Raw genomic sequence first — 16,113 nt, forward strand, 5'->3', positions numbered from 1 at the left:
TTAGGGTATGAGAACCGTCGAGCCGAAAGTCTTGCGGCCCTCCAGATCGATATGCGCTTGGGCGGCCTCTTCCAAGGCATAGCGTTGGCCGATCTCAACCGTCAGCACGCCATCGGCCAGCAGGGAGAAGAGCCGTGCGGCACCGGCCTGGGCGTCGGCGGCTTCTGAATAATAGTCGAACAGGGTCGGGCGCGTCGTGAACAGCGAACCCTTCTGCGCAAGGATGGCGAGATTGGTGTCACCAACCGGTGCGCTCGCATTGCCGAAGCTGATCTGCAGCCCGCGCGGCCCGAGGGAATCGAGCGATGCTTCCCATGTGTCTTTGCCAACCCCGTCAAACACAACGCGCACGCCCTTGCCGCCGGTGATTTCGCGAACCTTTGGCGCAACCTCTTCCTCGGTGTAGAGGATCACATGATCGGCGCCGGCAGCCTTCGCCTTTTCGGCTTTCTCGGCGCTGCTCGTCGTCCCGATCACTTCCGCCCCGATATGTTTGAGCCATTGACACAGTAACTGCCCGGTACCGCCGGCGGCGGCGTGCACCAGTACCGGCCAGCCGCTCTCCACCTTGCCGCACCGCTCGACCAGAAACTCGGTCGTGCAGCCTTTCAGGAACGCCGCTGCAGCGACATCGTCGGCCACACCATCCGGTAAGGGGAACAGCCGATCTGCGGGCATGTTGCGCGCAGTGGAATAGGCACCGAGCATCGGTCCGAATGTGACAACCCGGTCGCCTTCCTTGAGATTGGTAACGCCCGCGCCAACCGCCTCGACAACGCCCGCGGCTTCAAGGCCAAGGCCACTCGGCAGCTCGACCGGATAGACGCCCTTGCGGTGATAGGTGTCGATCATGTTGAGGCCGACAGCGGTGTTGCGCATCCGCACTTCGCCTTCGCCCGGATCGGCAAGCGTCACATCTTCCCATTGGATGACGTCTGGACCGCCATTTTCGCGGATAATTGCGTGTCGTGCCTGCATCAGTTCACCTCGTAAAATTCGGTTAGCGCGCCGTCCGGACTGCGGACCGCGATCATGTCGGTTGGGCCGCGATCTGCAAGCGCAATATCGCTGGCGGCGAAAATAATCGGAATGCCGGCGGCCTCGAGCTCGGCGCGATAGGCGGCAAGATCGTCGACCGGGTAGCGAACCGAGAGAATACCGAGATTGGGCGGCACCGCACGGGCCGAATGGTCGCGCCCCTCAAAACCGACAATCTGCATCACCTCGACCCGGCCGGTTTCGCCTGGCTGGGGCTGTAGCGCAGCGGCGGAGCGCCGGACTATTGGCGTGAAGTTGCGCGGAATGGAAAGATTGGACCAGGCGGGTTCGAGTGGCTCTGCATCACTGTCAAAGAGGATCGAGAAACCAAGGCTGCGATAGAAATCGCGCGCCACCGGCCGGTTGCGGACCATACGCATCGAGTTAAAGGCCTGGCTGATCAGGCCGACCGGAAAATCAGTAAATTCCGGACTGATCCGCTCATAGGCAGCGATATGGATGCCATGCGGGCCGGTGATCACGACATTTTTGAGGTCCGAGCTGCCAAACTGAAAACGGATCGGCGGCGATTCCGCCCACCAGCCCTGGTTGAGTGCCGCTTCGTACAGCCCGTCGACATTGTCGGAGCGGACCATGAGCGAGAAGATCCCGCCCGTGTCCCAGGGACGAGCGGCGGGGCGGATGGGTTCCTGCTCGACCGCATCGAATTGTACGAAGCGGATACAGCCGGTTTGGGTGCCGGGCGCGCAATAGAGCCGCTCTTCGGCGCTCGCGTCCATATGGAGGCCCCAATAACTAAGCTCGCTGCGATCGAGATCGCCCTGATGGCGCAACTCCCAATCAGCAATATCCCGCAGCAGCGCTTCAAAGGGCGCGAAATCGGCAACGCTCACCACGGCTTCGGTCCAGGGTCGCACCGTCTGCGCGGAAAGCGGAGCTGCAAACAACGCGGCCAGGAGTACGAACAGCCGGATCACGAGCCGCCATCCTCCTCGCTCTGCACCGTGCAGCTTGCCTGCATCCAGCGCAGATTGATGCCGATACGGTCAGCGCTCGGATCGGCCCAGCTATAGGAAACCGCCCGATCGGGATCGTCTTCGGTGTGGATGTACAGGACCAGGCTCGGCCGATTGCGCGACGGCGCTGGCCAAACAACATTGCGCATCCGGGCAATCGCGACAGGTGCGCCACTTTCGCCACCGCCGGCGCGGATGCGCCCGCCTTGGTCATGCATCATCAGGCCATTGTCGAAGGTCCATTCACTCTCGCCTTCGGGCACCGGATCGGTCTTGCGAACCGATATCCAGCAGGAGACAGGCCGGGCACGGCGCATATCGAGATGGCGGTCATCCGGACCGCTCAGCGTCATGCCATTCGGGCCGAGGCGGGATATCACGCCCTGATCGCCGCATTCCCCTTCGCTCGATTGAAGGACAAAATCTTCGCCTTCGGCCGCGAAAAGCCGCGCGCAGTCATCAATCGTCAGCGCCGTCAGTTCGCCGCGGTTATCTACAGACCCGCCATGCGGTTCCGCTTGGCCTTCGCCAAAAGCATCGACGCGTTGCAGCGTGAAGCTTCCATCATCATTGCGCGCAATCGATACGCCGAGCCAGCGATCGGGCTCCTCGCCCGCTTCGCCTTGAAAATAGCTTTGCTCGGTATTGGTATAGGTGCCCGCCAATAGATCCGCGAAATCATGGGCAATGGCCGGTGCAGCCATGCTCCCCATGACTGCCGTTGCAAGAATCATCCGCATGTTCGTCTCTCCTCGTCCCGTGATACAGGCTAGAGGGACGGACGCGAAATGCAAATATGTCCGGACAAATTTTGACAGTGTCCGCGAATCCGGCAAAAGGGGATGGAGGGAGGATGAATGTGATGCGCTATTGGCTCGGCCTGGTCTTGATTCTGCTTGCTGCGCCGCTGCCCGCGCATGATGAGAACGCGATTGATGCGCGCACCATCCTCGAACGGGCGACCGAAGCCGCAGGCGGTGAAGATTGGCTGAACCCCGCGACTTTGCAGCTCAGCGGCCATGCCGTTTTCTATGGGCCGGACAGTGCAATGCCGCGTGCGCGGTCTGACGATTACCGGATGTGGCGCGTCTATGATCCTGATCGAACCGCGAGCCATAATGCGCAGGGCAAGGTACGGATCCGCGCTGGCGTTGGCGACGGAGTGATGTTCGAAGTCGGCTATGATGGCGACACCACCTGGACGCAGGATGGCATCATGCCGCGCGAAGAGGCAGATGCGTATTGGGCGTCGGCTTTCGGTTTCGGTATTGTCCGCCGCGCCTTGGCTGACGGTTTCACGCTGACCCGCATTCCCGATGGTAACTCCAACGGCCATCTGACCTACAAGATCCGCATCACCGATCCGGGCGGCGCCGAGACGATCTTCGGAATCGACCAGGACAGCCATTATATCCGGACGATGGAATTCGCGACGCCGCGCGGCTGGCATATGCGGGTCTATGATGATTTCTACCGGCTCGATGATCCCAACTGGGTCCAGGCGGGCACGGTAACGCTCTCCTACAATGGCGTCGTTTCGAACACCGTTTATTGGACCGAGACGATCGTCAACGCGCCAATTGCGGACCGCCTGTTCACCTATCCCCCTAGCCCCATAGACTGAGGAAAGCCCATGCCCGCTTATATGATTGTGACCGCGAAGATCGAGGATCGAGAGAGTTTCATCCAAGGCTATGGTGCCGCCGCCGGTGCACTGGTTGAGCAATTTGGTGGGAAATATGTGCTGCGCGGCCCCGGTGCAGAATTGCTCGAAGGCGGCTTTGGCGATGGCGCTTCGATGGTCATCTCCGAATGGCCCGACAAGGCCGCGGCCAAGGCGTTCTGGGATTCGCCTGAATATCAGGAGGCGAAGAAGCTGCGCGAAGGCTGTGCAGAATGCCAGGTGCTGCTGATCGAAGCGGACATGATCAATGGGTGATCAGATCAAACGCACGACCCTGATGGTGCGCGACGGCGATCGCGCGGCCGAATGGTATGAAACGGTGTTCGGCATGACGCGCTGGATGGACACGCCGTTCACCTTGTCCGGCAACCAGCTGGCTGCGGGCAAGAAGGGCGATCAGACCCGGCTCATCATCCTGAAATGCGAGCATGACCTGATCGGCATGATCGGGCTGCTCGAATGGCTCGACCCGAAACAGGATGCGCCTGACGAGCTGCCGACCGAGATCGCTTTTGGCGCCCCGGTATTTGTGGTCGCCTCCGAAGATGCACCGGGCAATGTCGAGCGCGCCCGGGCGCTGGGGTCGCGAATTCACTGCGAGCCGCATGAATGGACCGTCACCGGTGCCGATGGGAAGCAGAAGGACATGATCGGCTGCTCCTTCTGGGATCTCGACGGCTATTTCTTCGAAGTGAACCAGGTCGTGCAGGTGCATGATTAATGGCTGACGCCGGTGCGATCTCAGATTTTGACGCGCTGGCTGCGGGCAAGGCGATTGACGATGATGCCAATTATCAATGGCGGGTCGCACGCCGACCGGTCGGCAATGTCGTGCCCAAGGATTTCGACTGGCATGTGACGGATCTTGCCGAGCCAGGCCCGGGCGAAACTCTGCTCAAGACCCATTATCTCGGCCTCGCTCCGGTGATGCGCGCCTATATGGTCGGTGGCAGCCCGTCCGGGGAAAGCGCGCTAAAGATTGGCGATGTCATTCATGGTCGCGGCGTCGCGCAGATCGTGAAGTCGCGGCATCCCGATTGGCAGGAAGGCCAGATGGTACAGGGCCAGATCGGCTGGCAGACCTATAAGGTGTCGGCGATGACGGAGCAGGAAAAATTCTTCGCCATGCCGCATAACGGCCTGCCTGCGGCGCTTGGTTCCGGCGTGCTCGGGATGACCGGCCTGTCCGCGCATGCCGGGCTGTTTGCCTGTGGAAGCCCACAAGAGGGGGATCGCATGGTGCTATCCGGCGCGGCTGGCGGGGTTGGTTCGATGGTCAGCCAGATGGCGGCCAATGTTGTGGGCTGCGATGTGGTTGGTATGGCGGGTGGCGCGGAGAAATGCGCCTTTATTCGCGATCATGGGTGCCGGGCGGCAATCGATTACAAGGCCGACGATATCGAAGAGGCGCTCGACCGGCTCTGCCCGGACGGCATCGATCTCTATTTTGACAATGTCGGCGGTGAAACGCTCGAGGCCTGTATGGAGCGGCTGCGCATGCATAGCCGGGTCGTGCTCTGCGGATCGATCAGCGAATATACCCGGCCAGAACCGTTCAAACTCTCCAATTACACGCGCCTGCGCCGCACAGACAGCCGGATGCAGGGCTTTTTCGTCTATAACCATCTCGATCGCTGGGATGCGGTAATGGACGATATCGCCGGATGGATTCATGCGGGCAAGCTGGTGCCGGTACAGGATATGGCCGAGGGCTTTGCCGCGATGCCCAAGGCCCTCGCGCAGCTCTATCATGGCCGCAATGTCGGCGTGCAATGCTGTTCGGTACGCGGTGAACCCGAACAATGGAATTAGGGAGCAAGATATGAGTGAGACAGCGCAAGTCCGGTTCCAGCGCGCCAACTTCGTCGTGCGGGATATCTCCCGCGCACTGAATTTCTATGTCGACGTACTGGGTTTTGAGGTGACCTTTGAAAAAGGTCACAACCCGGACAGCTACAGCTTCCCGGTGTTCGAGATACCGGGCGAGGCCAAGCTCGGTTTTGTTATCCTTTCCGCGCCCGATCAACCGCGTGTCATGGCACTGACCGAGATCAAGCATGTCGATCTCCATCCGGTGCCGTATCCGCGACGCAGCGCGATTGTACTCGATGTGGCCGATCCCGATGCGGTGATGGAGGGCGCGCGCAAGCTCGGCCTCAAAGTCTATGAGGAAGAACGGCTCGAGACGCATGACGGGCGGGTCGGTCGCGAGATCGGCATTGTCGATTATGACGATAATCTCGTCGTCATCTACCGGATCGACGAGGCGGCTGCATGAGTGACGCGGGAACCAGCGACACGGGTGAGGCGGGCAGTGCCGACAAGCCCTATCCCAGCGCGACGGCGGGCTGGTTTCTCGTCGTCATGCTCACAATTGCCTATATTTTCAGCTTTGTAGATCGCTATATCCTCGGCCTGCTGATCGAGCCGATCAAGGCTGAGTTCGAACTGTCTGACCGATCAATCGGCTGGCTGCTCAGTGCGTTTACGCTGGTCTATGGCTTTGTCGGTATCTTCATGGGCTGGCTGATCGATCGCGGCAAACGCATCTGGATCGTCTCAATCGGCGTCGCGCTCTGGTCTGCCGCGACAGTCGCTACCGGCACGGCAAAGAATTTCGTCCAGCTATTTGCAGCCCGGATGGGGGTGGGGGTTGGCGAGGCAACGCTCAGCCCGGCGACCTTCTCGATGATTGGTGACAGTTTCCCCGAAGAGGAGCGCGGCAAGCCGATCGCCTTCTACTCTTCCGCCCTGCCAATCGGCGCAGGGCTCGCGTCGCTGCTCAGTGGCGCGATCATCGCCTGGACGGCCGCGAGCGGCAGTCAGTCCTTGCCCTTTTTCGGTGAGCTATCGCCCTGGCGCTTTACGTTGATCATAGTCGGCTTGCCGGGGCTCGCTCTGGCGATCCTGTTCCTGTTCCTGAAAGAACCGGTGCGCCGCCCTGCGCCAGCGTCCGAAGAGGTGATTGGTGGCAGCGGTTTTCTCGATGCGCTGACCTATGTCTGGCGCAACAAGCTGCTCTATATGGGCTTCGTCCTCATCATCTGTTGCATGACGGCGATCGCCTATAGCCAGGGTTTTCTCGCGCCGACCTTCGAGCGGACATGGGGCTGGTCGCCGCAATTCTATGCCACGGTGAACGGTGTTGCGCTGCTGATTATCGGGCCGGCCAATATGCTGATCATGGGGACGATTTCGGACTGGTGGACCAAGAAAGGCGTGAAGGATGCATCGCTCCGCATCCTCTATGTCGGTTTCTTCATCATGGTGCCGACGGCGTCGCTGCCACTCTTCATGCCGACGGCTGAGCTCGCCTTTGCGATCCTGTGTATCAACACGATCGGCATCGGGATTGTCTCGGCGATCGGTGTCACCTCGCTGCTCGTGATTACACCGGCCCAGATCCGCGGCCAGGTCGTCGCGCTATATTATCTCGCGATCAGCTGGTTCGGATCGCTTGGGCCGATCGCTGTCGGCGAACTGTCGAGCGGTGTCTTTGGCGAAGATAATCTACGCTATGCGGTGGCCACCGTTCCGATCATCTTCGCGATCATACCGCTGCTGATGATGCCGCTCACCCGGCGGCTCTATCGCCGCCAGATGGAATTGCTCGGCGGTGCCAGCAAATGAGGAAAGGCTATTCCGACAGCGCGCACGGCCAAATCCATTGGCGGTTGGAGGGATCATCCGGGCCCGCGCCCGATCTCTATTGCCTGCACCCGGCACCGTTTAGCGGCCTCGCCTTCACGGCCATCATGCCGCACCTCGCCGGGGATCGTCGGGTCATTGCGCCTGATTATCCGGGCCATGGCGGATCCGATGCATTGACGGTCGCGCCGAGCGTCGAAGGTTTTGCCGAGGCCATGGCAGCGGTGATCGACGATGTCAGCGGAGGCGAGCCGGTCGACCTGGTTGGCTTTCATACTGGCTGTCTTGTGGCGCTCGCGCTGGCGGCCTCGGTGCCCTCCAGGATCGGGCGTCTCGTGTTGATCGATATGCCTTATTTTGATGCCGATACGCGGCAGAAGTTCCTGGATCCGGCCGCCCAGGCACCCGGCTTTACGGCGGAGTTGGAGAGTCTGTCGCGTGCATGGGAGTTTGGCATCACCAAGCGGATCAAGAGCCAGCCCATGGCGCGCGCCTTCGAGATGTTTGTCGAGCAGCTGCGCCATGGCGAGGGCATGAATGCCGCCTTTGCCGCAGCCCGCGACTATGATGTCGAACAGGCAGCAGCGGACACCAGCGCTCCGGTCACCGTCATCGCGACCCAATCACCGCTGCTTGAAGCGAGTCAGGCGGGTGCGGCGGCGATACCGGGTGCAAGCCTCGTTGAACGCACTGATGTCAGCCGCGCCGTGCTCGACGAGGCCGCGTCGACTATCGCGCTAGAAATTCTGAAAACATTGGACCATTCCTAAGCCGCCTCTTTCGCTCCGTCACTGCGAGCCGAGCGAAGCAATCCAGCGTGGCTTGGCACAGCGCTAGCGGCACTGGATTGCCGCGTCGCCTAACGGCTCCTCGCAATGACAAAACGGTAGTTGCTAGTCTTCGGATTCGACGATTTCCGGCGCTTCGGCGAAGGGCGTGATGCCGAAATGCGGGTAGATGTCCGACGGAAAATAGACCGTGCCATTGGCGACAACCATGGCGATCGATTTGATTGCGCCGAGATCCTGTGTCGGATCGCCCGGGATCAGGAAGAAGTCCGCATATTTTCCGCCTTCGATCGATCCCAGATCTTCATCCTGGCCGAGATATTCGGCCATGCCGAGGGTGGCGAGCCGCAACACTTCCGGCGCGGTGTAGCCAGCACGTTCGAACAGTTCGAGCTCGCGATGATAGGCGAATGAACCGCCCATATCGGTGCCGGGGACAATCAGGATTCCGCGCTCGCGCATCATCGATACTGTTCGCATGACTTGGTCGAATGCACCACGATACCGCTCATCCGCGCCCTCGGCCGACACGTCCGCCCAGGCCTGTTGCAGACTGCGTTGTCGGCCGATCGGCATATTGTCGAATATATCGACAAAGCTGGGCGATATCTCGCCGTTACGGCCGAGCAACAGGCTTTCATGGATCGCGATGGTTGGATCGATTGCGATGCTATTCTCGGCCATCAGGTTGATCGTATGCTGGACCGGCGCGCTATCGAGGTCCAGCGCGGGCAGGCGGTCAAGTGCGGTCAGCCGCAGCAATGTGCGCGTATCTTCTTCCGGTTCGAGCACCCAGCCCAGCATCACCTGGTTGATATGGGTGAGCTCGTCGAATCCGGCTTCGATCATCGCATTAGCGTTCGAGAAAGCCGGAACATGGCCGGCCACGCGCAATCCGAGGCTATGCGCTTCCTCGACCAAACGCGGCGCCCATGCCGGCGTCATCGAGTTATAGAGCTTTACCTGGTGAAAGCCGCGGGCCGCATACCAGCGGACCTGGTCGAGCGCTTCTGCTTCGGTTTCGACCAATTCGCCGGTCTGCGAGCTGAACTCACTCAGCCCTTCTATAAAGCCGCTGCGGGTGATGCGCGGCCCGGCAATCATGCCATCCTCTATGCGCGCGATGAGCCCGTCGAGAACGTCATTCTCATTGCCCATATCGCGCACGGAAGTGACGCCAGCGGCGATATTGAGCAGCGCGACATTCTGAGAAATATGGCCGTGCATCTCGTACATGCCCGGTACCAGCGTGCCACCAGCGCCATCGATGATGGTTTCGCCTTCGGTTGCAGGAGCGTCATTGGGCTGGATCGAGCTGATCCGCTCATTGTTCCAGACCACGGCATGCGGGCCGCTGCGTGTCATCGTCTCGGGATCAAAGATATGCACGTTGCGTACGCGAACCGGACCATCAAAGTTGCGTGCGGCCTCGGCCTGGATACGGACAAAGCGTTCGGTTGAGAGCTGTTGCGCATATTCGCGCAGGGCCTGATCAGCCGCCTCATAGCCGGCGCGGATCACCGCAAAGCGCGGCGAGGCAAAGGCGAACAGGCGGTTGTCGGCGTCGAGCGTGATATAGACGGGATTGAGATCGAGCCCGGAAAGCTCATAGGTCGTTGCCGATACCGGGCCGTCACTTCCTTCGAAGATTGCATCGCCATGCGCGACTATCCTGGCCGAACCGCCGGGCAGGATCGGCATGCTGTTGTCTTCGTCGGCGAGCAATGCCCGGGCGAGCAATGCCAGACTCCATGGGCTGCCATTCTGGTCGACATAGAAACGCGCGTCGCCAAGCGCGGCCTCGCCAGTGCCGGTCGCATCGCGCCAACTTGCCATGCCGTTTTCGATCCGGAACATCTCATCAATCGGATTGCCAAAGGTTGAAGCACCAGTGATCTGCCAGTTGATCGGATAGCCATTGGCGTCGAGGGTCAGCTCTTCGGCGATAGTCGGACCGCGGCCATTATTCTTGTAATCATAGTCGATGGTCACCTGACTGCCCTCGATATCGACACGCAGATGGCCGACATCATTGCCGCCCGAGAGCGCCCGATATTCACGCATTTCCGCAGCCGCGGGCGATGCAATGACAAGCGAAGCGAGCAGCAGTTTCTTGAGCATGGAGAGGATCCTTGGCGTGAAAGTCTATGGAGAGGGCAGGTGGTGGTGCCAATCCGGATAGCGCTCCGGCCATCACACTGCAAACCAGCGGGCAAACCGCGATTTGGCGGTTGCGCTCGGGCGCGGGTTCGTGTTTTCAGGAGCGCTTGACGAAGAAGGACAGGCGATGAGCGATCTTGCAGACACGACCCCGGTAATCATCGGCGTCGGCCAATATGCCGAACGGCCCGACGATAGCGATTACAAGGCGCTCTCGGCGATGGATCTCGGCGGCGAAGCGCTCGCTGCGGCGATAGCGGATACGGCCGCGACCGGCGATGTCGCTGATGCTATCGATACGATCGCGGCCATCCGTCAGTTTGAGATTTCGGTGCCCAACGCCGTTGCACCGTTCGGCAAGTCCAACAATGTCCCGCGCTCCTACGGCAAGCGGGTTGGCGCTGACCCTGCGCGCGCGATCCTCGAGATTGTCGGCGGACAGGGGCCACAAAAACTGGTTGGCGAGCTGGCGACGGACATTGCCGAGGGGCGATCAAGCGTCGGCGCAATTGTTGGGTCGGAAGCCATTTCGACGGTGCTCGCGCTCAGCAAGAAAGGCGAAAAGCCGGACTGGTCCGAAGAGATTGATGGCGAGCTGGAAGATCGCGGCTTTGGTATGCGCGGCCTGCTCGATTCAACGTTGATCGCCCATGGCCTGGCGACACCGATCTCGCTCTATGCATTGTTCGACAATGCCCGGCGTGCGGAACGCGGTATGAATCTTGCGGACTATCGGCTTGAAATTGGTGAATTATTTGCGCCCTTTAGCGAGGTTGCGGCGAACAATCCCTATGCGGCCGCTCCAGTGGCAAGGACTGCTGAGGAGTTGGCGACCGTTACCGAACGCAATCGCATTGTTGCCGAGCCCTATACGCGGATGACGGTTGCCCGGGACCAGGTGAACCAGGCGGCCGCGATTGTGATCGCTTCGGTTGGCAAAGCGCGCGAGCTGGGAATCCCCGAAGATCGCTGGGTGCATATCCATGCGGTGACCGATGCCAAGGAACTTTCGGTACTCGAACGTCCGGATATGGCGAAGAGCGCTGCCTCAATCGCGTCGGTGGGCGATGCATTGGATATGGCCGGCGTTGATATGGCGGCAATGACCTATCTTGATCTCTACAGCTGTTTTGCGATTGCCGTGACGAACATCAGCGAAGCCTTTGACATCGCGCCTGACGATCCGCGCGGATTGACGCTGACCGGCGGGCTGCCTTTCTTCGGCGGTGCAGGTAATAATTATTCCGGCCATGCGATTGTCGAGGCCATCCAGAAGCTGCGTGATGATGCGACAGGCTATGCGCTGGTTGGCGCCAATGGCGGCTTTATGAGCAAATATTCGACCGGCATCTATTCGCGCCAACCGGCCGATTGGAGCAACGGACGGTTCAAGACGCTGCCGGGCCGGGACGATACGCTTGAGGTCCGTGACAGCCATAGCGGCCCTGCCGTGATCGACAGCTATACGATCGTGCCGGGGCGCAAGGCGACGGTTGCGGCCATTGTGGCCCGCACCGACGATGGCGCGCGGATTGTCGCCAATCCCGCGGAGGACGATAGCGAGACAATGGCGATACTGGAGGCGGGCGAACCCGTTGGGCGGAGCGTATCGGTGCGATCGGACGAGGGACGCAACATCTTCAGCTTTTCCTAGATCGTCATTGCGAGGAGCCGTTAGCCGAGACGGCAATCCAGAAGCGCTGGCGCTGTGCCTAGCCGTCCTGGATTGCGTCGCTGCGCTCGCAATGACGTCCAGCGGACTGAACCGCGCGGCTGATCAATCGAAATGCAGCTCGCGATAGCTGCCGCGAAAATAGAGCAGCGGGTCCTGTTCGGCGTCGTAACGGACACGGATTACGCGGCCGAGCAGGATGATATGATCGCCGCCATCATATTCGGCGAACTTCGCGCATTCGAAATTGGCAAGGGAATCGCCAAGGATCGGCACGCCGGTTGACCAGGATTGCCACTCGGTTTTCTCGAACCGATCTGCACCAGGTGTCGCAAATAGCTGAGCGACATCCTGTTGGCCGATATGCAGTACATTGACGGCAAAGGCCTCGGCGCGCTGGAACCAGGGTAAGGTTTGCGATTGGCGGCTCAGGCAAACGAGCAGTAGTTCGGGATCGAGCGATACGGCGGTAAAGCTATTTGCCGTCAAGCCGACCGGTTGATCGTCGCGGTCCAGTGTCGTCACCACGGTCACCCCGGTGCCAAAGCAACCCAGTGCGTCGCGCAAGGTGCGGCTGTCGGAACCGGTCCTGAAATCATGGGTGTCGTTGGCCATGTCGAGGCCATAGCGGCGCTCTTGCCGCAGGCCAACCGGCATGCGCTCCCCGCATCTGATTTGTGTCCGCCGTTCTTCTTGCTAGGGAAGGCGCACGACCTTTGGGATGGAGCAGTGATTATGGCAGGCAAATGGTTCGATGAGCTTGAAGTGGGGCAGACATTCGATCACCCGATCCGGCGCACCATTACCGAAACGGATAATGTGCTCTTTACGACCATGACTCATAACCCGGCTCAGCTGCATCTCGACGAGGAATACTGCCGGACGGAGACCGAATTCGGCACGCGGATCGTCAACAGTTGTTACACGCTGTCGCTGATGGTCGGGATTTCCGTCGGCGACACGACTTTGGGTACGGCAGTCGCCAACCTCGGCTGGGACGATGTCCGCTTTCCCAAGCCACTGTTTCACGGTGATACGGTGCGCATCGAAACCGAGGTGGTGGATCTGCGGGACAGCAAGTCGCGGCCCGACCAAGGGATCGTGACCTTCGAACATCGGGCGTTTAACCAGCATGGCGATCTCGTCGCGAGCTGCAAGCGATCCGGATTGCAACGCAAGAAACCGGCGGATACGGCCTAGCGGATGGCAATCTCAGCCGCTGCTGCGGAGATGCCGGATCGACAGTATCGACATTATGTCCTTGCTGTTCTCACCATCACCTATTTCTTCAACTTCGCCGACCGGCAGGTGCTATCGGTGCTGCTCGAGGATATCAAACTCGAATTCGCATTGAGCGATACTGAGCTTGGGCTTTTGTCCGGCCTTGCCTTTGCGCTGTTCTATTCGACGCTTGGCATTCCGATTGCGCGATTGGCTGACCGTGCGAACCGGATGAAAATTGTTGCTGCGGCCTGCGCGATCTGGAGCGTCGCGACCGCCGCATGCGGGCTGGCGGGCAATTTCTGGCACCTGTTGGTCGCGCGCATTTTTGTTGGCGTGGGAGAGGCGGGGTGCGCGCCGCCGACCCAGTCCACATTGGCCGACTATTATCACAAGACAGAGCTTAGCCGCGCGCTTGCGATACTGACCGCTGCTGCACCAGCCGGCGCGATTATCGGTGTGCTGATCGGCGGCTATGTCACCCAATATTATGGCTGGCGCTATGCGTTTTTCATTGTCGGCCTGCCGGGCCTGCTGATCGCCGCGCTGGTCTATTTCACGGTGCGGGAGCCGGAACGCGGGCGTCTGTCCGAAACGCCGGTGCGGACGGATCGTCCGCCCTTTCTCGATACGGTGCGGCGGCTCTTCACGGATCGCGTGTTCCTGTTTGTGGCACTCGGCCATGCGCTGGCCGTGATGATGGCCTACATCGCGGCGAACTGGGCCCCGCCGCTCTATCGGCGCGTATTTGAGCTTGGTGCCGCTGAAGTCGGGCTCTACGCAGCACTCGGGATCATTATCGGCGGACTACCGGGAACGATTGCCGGGGGTGTTTTGAGCGACATGCTCGTCAAACGTGATCCGCGCTGGCAGTGCTGGATGCCCGCGATCGGTTTGCTCATCGCCTTTCCGTTGCTCGTGGTAGCGCCGTTCAGTTCAACAGTGATGATAGCGACATTGGTCTTTGCGGCGGGCACTTTTTTTGCCCAGCTCTGCCTTGGTCCGTCGGCGGCCCTGATTCAGCTGCGCACCGATCCGTCTGAGCGCGCGGTAGCCGCATCGCTGTATATCCTGTTCTCTTCGGGTCTTGGCATAGGCGTTGGGCCAGTTGTGGTCGGCTTGCTGAGCGATGGGTTTTCGGCCAGCTATGGCGTCGATGGCCTGCGCTATGCCATGTCGAGCGCGAGCGTGATCGTGATTGCAGCGGCGATCATGTATCTGATCGCCGCACCAGCGCTCAAAGCCAAAAAGGTAGCCGCGCCCAGCTAGGCCAGTGCTTCGCGGAATGCTTCAATCTGCGTGCGCTGTTCATCGGAGACAATCGGCAATAAAGAGGCGGCAACGGCCCGCGCATCGGCGCGGCGACCATTTACAGCGAGCGCCTGTGCCAGATGCCAGCGAATTTGTGCATTCCCGGGGTCAAGCTGTGCCGCGCGTTGCAACAGACTGAGAGCAGCGGCCCGGCTTCCTCCGGTTTCGAGCCGCACCCAGCCGAGCGTGTCGACGATTGATGGATCATCGGGTAAAAGCGCGTGGGCTTGTTCGGCAAAACGCAGAGCCTGTTCAGGCCGTTCCGCGCGGAGACTGGCCATCGCCGCATTGTTGAGGATTGTCGGGTGGTCTTCATAGCCACTGTCCAGCAATCTGGCGTAGTGATTAGCCGCTGCGTCCCAATCATTGTCGACCATTGCTTGCTGGGCGGCCTCGAGCTGTCGCGACACCGCAGCAAGGCTGGGCGCAGAGGCCCGTCGGGCGAGGCGGTCCGCATCGAGGGATCCGATTTGTCGGGCGAGCCGCGCCGCGAGTGCTACGGCCTGGGGCGATGCATTGGCTCTCCCAGCGGCTTCCGAGATTACGGCATAGGCGCGTTGCGGCTCGCCGCTGCCGAGCAGTGCATGGGCAAGCAGGAAGCTTGCTTTCGCATGATACGGATTGAAGCGTCGGAAATCGGTCAGCCAGCGGATACCAAGTTCATTATTGCCGAGTTGAATTTCCATCTCGCCAAGGAGCAACTGTATGGGCGGCGCATTGCGTGTGCGGCGTTCGAGCGCGGGGGCCAATTCCCGTACCCGTTCCAGATCGCCACGATCCATTGCGTTACGGGCGAGGATGAAGATGGCAGCAGGATGGCCGGGTTGCGTGGTCTCGATCTGGGTAATGGAGCGGTTCAGCGCATCCGTGTCACCGCGGTCCGCATAGATCGCTGCAGCGGCAATGTGCAGCTGGAGATGCTCGGGATAGCGTTCGAGTCCAGATTCATAATGGGAAAGTGCGGTATCCAGATCGCCCCGAATGGATGCAATCCGTCCATTGAGGAGATAGGCCTCGACGCCTGGCGCGTCACTTTCAAGCGACCGCATGCCATAGATAACCGCATGGGCGATGTTGCCGGTCGCGAGTCTGTATTGTCCGGCCAGAGCCAGCATGTCGGAATCATCGCCATCACTGGCAAGGCCGGTTTCGATGACCGTCCAGGCCTGATCGGCCTCATCCGATTGGAGCAGCGCCTGGGCGCGAATACGCAAGCTATAGATGTCGCCGGATTGTTCGCCCAGGATGGCTAGCGCCGTTTCGGGATCGCCCTGCAAAACATGCGCATGAGCGAGATAAGCAGCGAGCGTGTGACCGCGCTCGGGAGCCAGGTCTATCGCCCGCTCGATCGCAGTTTCCGCAAGCAAGCCATCACCTTGCGCCAGCGCTGCACGGCCGAGCAGGATACGCACCTCTGGATCATTGGGCGTCGCATCGATGGCATTGGCGAGATGGACGCGGGTGTCGGAATAGTGGCCTTGGGCGAACGCTGCCTCTGCTTGTTCAAGCGGCGGCCCAGTGTCGCCACACCCAGCTAACAAGACGGGAATTGCGGCAAGCGCAATGGGAAGATGACGTGGCACGATGTGCCTCCTGCTTCTTCCCCCCAAGGGA

Annotated in this window: 16 protein-coding genes; 10 read left to right on the forward strand and 6 right to left on the reverse strand. The window is 60.5% G+C overall.

What is annotated here, in order from left to right; translation table 11 throughout:
- From HFP51_RS13445 to HFP51_RS13455, 3 genes are read right to left on the reverse strand one after another with little or no spacing between them, the layout of a single operon-like run.
- Positions 1-978: a quinone oxidoreductase gene (locus tag HFP51_RS13445; RefSeq protein ID WP_176876221.1), complete on the reverse strand. Its 978-nt coding sequence runs from the start codon at positions 976-978 to the stop codon at positions 1-3.
- Positions 978-1,976: a VOC family protein gene (locus HFP51_RS13450; protein ID WP_176876222.1), complete on the reverse strand. Its 999-nt coding sequence runs from the start codon at positions 1,974-1,976 to the stop codon at positions 978-980. Before HFP51_RS13450 ends, HFP51_RS13445 begins: the two co-directional genes overlap by 1 nt.
- Positions 1,973-2,755 (reverse strand): hypothetical protein, encoded by a 783-nt coding sequence (locus HFP51_RS13455; protein ID WP_176876223.1) that lies wholly within the window; start codon positions 2,753-2,755, stop codon positions 1,973-1,975. The genes HFP51_RS13450 and HFP51_RS13455 overlap by 4 nt, the downstream gene beginning before the upstream one ends.
- Before the next feature lie 122 nt (positions 2,756-2,877).
- On the opposite strand from HFP51_RS13455, the gene HFP51_RS13460 reads away from it, so the two are divergent.
- Genes HFP51_RS13460 through HFP51_RS13490 form a run of 7 tightly spaced genes read left to right on the forward strand, consistent with a single transcriptional unit; the run spans position 2,878 to position 8,117 of the window.
- Positions 2,878-3,639: a hypothetical protein gene (locus HFP51_RS13460; protein ID WP_176876224.1), complete on the forward strand. Its 762-nt coding sequence runs from the start codon at positions 2,878-2,880 to the stop codon at positions 3,637-3,639.
- Positions 3,640-3,648: 9 nt separating this feature from the next.
- Positions 3,649-3,954, forward strand: a complete 306-nt coding sequence (locus HFP51_RS13465; RefSeq protein WP_176876225.1) for a DUF1330 domain-containing protein — start codon at positions 3,649-3,651, stop codon at positions 3,952-3,954.
- Positions 3,947-4,420, forward strand: coding sequence for a VOC family protein (locus HFP51_RS13470; RefSeq protein WP_176876226.1), 474 nt, complete (start codon positions 3,947-3,949; stop codon positions 4,418-4,420). Before HFP51_RS13465 ends, HFP51_RS13470 begins: the two co-directional genes overlap by 8 nt.
- Complete coding sequence (locus tag HFP51_RS13475; protein WP_176876227.1) at positions 4,420-5,511, forward strand: NADP-dependent oxidoreductase; 1,092 nt, start codon at positions 4,420-4,422, stop codon at positions 5,509-5,511. The genes HFP51_RS13470 and HFP51_RS13475 overlap by 1 nt, the downstream gene beginning before the upstream one ends.
- 10 nt (positions 5,512-5,521) lie before the next feature.
- Complete coding sequence (locus HFP51_RS13480) at positions 5,522-5,977, forward strand: VOC family protein (protein WP_176876228.1); 456 nt, start codon at positions 5,522-5,524, stop codon at positions 5,975-5,977.
- Positions 5,974-7,329 (forward strand): MFS transporter, encoded by a 1,356-nt coding sequence (locus HFP51_RS13485; RefSeq protein WP_176876229.1) that lies wholly within the window; start codon positions 5,974-5,976, stop codon positions 7,327-7,329. The genes HFP51_RS13480 and HFP51_RS13485 overlap by 4 nt, the downstream gene beginning before the upstream one ends.
- Positions 7,326-8,117, forward strand: coding sequence for an alpha/beta fold hydrolase (locus tag HFP51_RS13490; protein WP_176876230.1), 792 nt, complete (start codon positions 7,326-7,328; stop codon positions 8,115-8,117). Before HFP51_RS13485 ends, HFP51_RS13490 begins: the two co-directional genes overlap by 4 nt.
- Positions 8,118-8,240: 123 nt before the next feature.
- Here HFP51_RS13490 and HFP51_RS13495 read toward each other — a convergent pair whose 3' ends face one another.
- A complete protein-coding gene (locus HFP51_RS13495) occupies positions 8,241-10,256 on the reverse strand; it encodes an amidohydrolase family protein (RefSeq protein ID WP_176876231.1) in 2,016 nt (671 codons plus the stop codon).
- Positions 10,257-10,422: 166 nt separating this feature from the next.
- On the opposite strand from HFP51_RS13495, the gene HFP51_RS13500 reads away from it, so the two are divergent.
- Positions 10,423-11,949: an acetyl-CoA acetyltransferase gene (locus tag HFP51_RS13500; protein ID WP_176876232.1), complete on the forward strand. Its 1,527-nt coding sequence runs from the start codon at positions 10,423-10,425 to the stop codon at positions 11,947-11,949.
- Positions 11,950-12,072: 123 nt separating this feature from the next.
- Here the strand turns inward: HFP51_RS13500 and HFP51_RS13505 are convergent, their stop codons facing one another.
- Positions 12,073-12,624: a flavin reductase family protein gene (locus tag HFP51_RS13505; protein ID WP_176876233.1), complete on the reverse strand. Its 552-nt coding sequence runs from the start codon at positions 12,622-12,624 to the stop codon at positions 12,073-12,075.
- 78 nt (positions 12,625-12,702) lie between these two features.
- Here HFP51_RS13505 and HFP51_RS13510 point away from each other — a divergent pair, with 78 nt between their 5' ends.
- Both HFP51_RS13510 and HFP51_RS13515 read left to right on the forward strand, forming a co-directional pair.
- The gene (locus HFP51_RS13510) at positions 12,703-13,167 is read left to right on the forward strand and encodes a MaoC family dehydratase (RefSeq protein ID WP_176876234.1); all 465 of its coding nucleotides are present in this window, start codon (positions 12,703-12,705) and stop codon (positions 13,165-13,167) included.
- 3 nt (positions 13,168-13,170) lie between these two features.
- On the forward strand, positions 13,171-14,457 hold the full coding sequence (locus tag HFP51_RS13515; RefSeq protein WP_176876235.1) for an MFS transporter: 1,287 nt from the start codon (positions 13,171-13,173) through the stop codon (positions 14,455-14,457).
- Here HFP51_RS13515 and HFP51_RS13520 read toward each other — a convergent pair.
- On the reverse strand, positions 14,454-16,082 hold the full coding sequence (locus tag HFP51_RS13520; RefSeq protein WP_176876236.1) for a tetratricopeptide repeat protein: 1,629 nt from the start codon (positions 16,080-16,082) through the stop codon (positions 14,454-14,456). The genes HFP51_RS13515 and HFP51_RS13520 overlap by 4 nt on opposite strands.
- Positions 16,083-16,113: the final 31 nt, after the last annotated feature.

The organism is Parasphingopyxis sp. CP4, from assembly GCF_013378055.1.
Lineage (GTDB): Bacteria > Pseudomonadota > Alphaproteobacteria > Sphingomonadales > Sphingomonadaceae > Parasphingopyxis.

Bases quoted from the DNA above. Each gene is read 5' to 3' on its own strand.
- HFP51_RS13465 (WP_176876225.1), top strand. From the start codon at position 3,649: ATGCCCGCTTATATGATTGTGACCGCGAAGATCGAGGATCGAGAGAGT.
- HFP51_RS13480 (WP_176876228.1), top strand. From the start codon at position 5,522: ATGAGTGAGACAGCGCAAGTCCGGTTCCAGCGCGCCAACTTCGTCGTG.
- HFP51_RS13470 (WP_176876226.1), top strand. From the start codon at position 3,947: ATGGGTGATCAGATCAAACGCACGACCCTGATGGTGCGCGACGGCGAT.
- HFP51_RS13490 (WP_176876230.1), top strand. From the start codon at position 7,326: ATGAGGAAAGGCTATTCCGACAGCGCGCACGGCCAAATCCATTGGCGG.
- HFP51_RS13455 (WP_176876223.1), bottom strand. From the start codon at position 2,755: ATGCGGATGATTCTTGCAACGGCAGTCATGGGGAGCATGGCTGCACCG.
- HFP51_RS13510 (WP_176876234.1), top strand. From the start codon at position 12,703: ATGGCAGGCAAATGGTTCGATGAGCTTGAAGTGGGGCAGACATTCGAT.
- HFP51_RS13445 (WP_176876221.1), bottom strand. From the start codon at position 978: ATGCAGGCACGACACGCAATTATCCGCGAAAATGGCGGTCCAGACGTC.
- HFP51_RS13500 (WP_176876232.1), top strand. From the start codon at position 10,423: ATGAGCGATCTTGCAGACACGACCCCGGTAATCATCGGCGTCGGCCAA.
- HFP51_RS13475 (WP_176876227.1), top strand. From the start codon at position 4,420: ATGGCTGACGCCGGTGCGATCTCAGATTTTGACGCGCTGGCTGCGGGC.
- HFP51_RS13485 (WP_176876229.1), top strand. From the start codon at position 5,974: ATGAGTGACGCGGGAACCAGCGACACGGGTGAGGCGGGCAGTGCCGAC.
- HFP51_RS13495 (WP_176876231.1), bottom strand. From the start codon at position 10,256: ATGCTCAAGAAACTGCTGCTCGCTTCGCTTGTCATTGCATCGCCCGCG.
- HFP51_RS13505 (WP_176876233.1), bottom strand. From the start codon at position 12,624: ATGCCGGTTGGCCTGCGGCAAGAGCGCCGCTATGGCCTCGACATGGCC.
- HFP51_RS13460 (WP_176876224.1), top strand. From the start codon at position 2,878: ATGCGCTATTGGCTCGGCCTGGTCTTGATTCTGCTTGCTGCGCCGCTG.
- HFP51_RS13515 (WP_176876235.1), top strand. From the start codon at position 13,171: ATGGCAATCTCAGCCGCTGCTGCGGAGATGCCGGATCGACAGTATCGA.